Raw genomic sequence first — 1,188 nt, 5'->3', positions numbered from 1 at the left:
ACTTCGTTGTGCCAGAGGGTACCGGCGTCGTTCAGGAAGGTTGCATAACCGACGGCTTTAAGGCCGGCTCCTGTCGGTGCCTTGTAGGTCGTGATGGTCGTAGCCGACCCGTATTGCTGCGCCTTGGCTACACCGTTCTCGACGTAAGTGACCGTGTCATAGGTGCCGTTGTTCTCCGCGACCGCGGAGGTGACTCCGGTGGCCTGCTTAGTCTCGTTGTGAAAAAGGTCGCCGGCAGTATTAAGGAAGGTTCCGTAGCCGACTGCCGTGAGTCCGTCTCCTTGAGGTGCTTTATAAGTTGTGGATGCGGTGGCACTACCGTATTGCTGAGCCTTGGCGAGGCTCGTAACTTTCGTTGCACTAACTGGCGCTGACGCGCTGAGAGCGTTGGACATCGCGTTAAAGGTGCTGTCGCCACCTGTGGCCGGGACGGTGATGTCCGGAAGGGTAATGGTGCCGTCCGTGCCGGTCGTGGCGGTATAGGTCGTCGAGCTGTCTTTGAACTTGTAACCGTCCTTAAGCGTCACGGTGATGATCTTGCCGGCTTCGGCAGTGGTTCCGTCAGAGGTGCGCTTGACCTGCACGCCGGTGATGGTGCCACAAGCGGTTCCGCTGTAAGACGCCTGCGTGAACTTCAGCGTCGGCATTTTCGACGCAGCAGCGACTGGCGTAGCCATGGCGACAGCCACAACCGGCACTGTCCAGGCGGCGCCCTTCACGATCGTGCGGCGGTGAAGGCCATCCTTAGAAGGATTGGTCCAGTCGAATGTAGAGACGACGATGTCGCGGCCGTAGTTTTGCATGGAGTACTCAAACCTTCTCTGTATAGAAACGGGCAGACGAAAATGTTGCGAGCGCCAGGAGAAGCCGGAGGTCGGCGAGTGATCCCGTCCGCGTCGAGGCCTATTCAGCTTCGCTGTGGCGTCTGTCGCCGGCCAGAGAACTCGCTCCGAACGTAGAGATTAGTAGCTCTCCTCGCTAGCCACCCGGCGGTATTTGACTTGGGAGTAGTTTGCGGAGCGGCCGTATCGCATTACCTCGCAGCCGCATCAAAAGCAGCGGCGAGGCAACATGGGCTTGGTGGAGGGCGAGTAATTACCTCGACCTGTAACTGTGTTTTATGGTGCCGACAAGGCGAGGGGGAAAGGAAGTCGGGGTGATCATGGACGGTTCACATCGCGGCGTGAA

The 1,188-nt window shown here is 58.7% G+C and carries 1 pseudogene; it reads right to left on the bottom strand.

The features are described from left to right. Positions 1–803: pseudogene (locus HRF29_RS14575) on the bottom strand (hypothetical protein); the annotation flags it as partial. Between the last annotated feature and the right edge of the window lie 385 nt (positions 804–1,188).

The organism is Rathayibacter agropyri (genome assembly GCF_013249015.1).
GTDB classification, from domain to species: Bacteria; Actinomycetota; Actinomycetes; order Actinomycetales; family Microbacteriaceae; genus Rathayibacter; species Rathayibacter agropyri.
The sequence above is the reverse complement of the archived record's forward strand: the minus strand, read 5'-3'. Positions and strand labels throughout refer to the sequence as shown.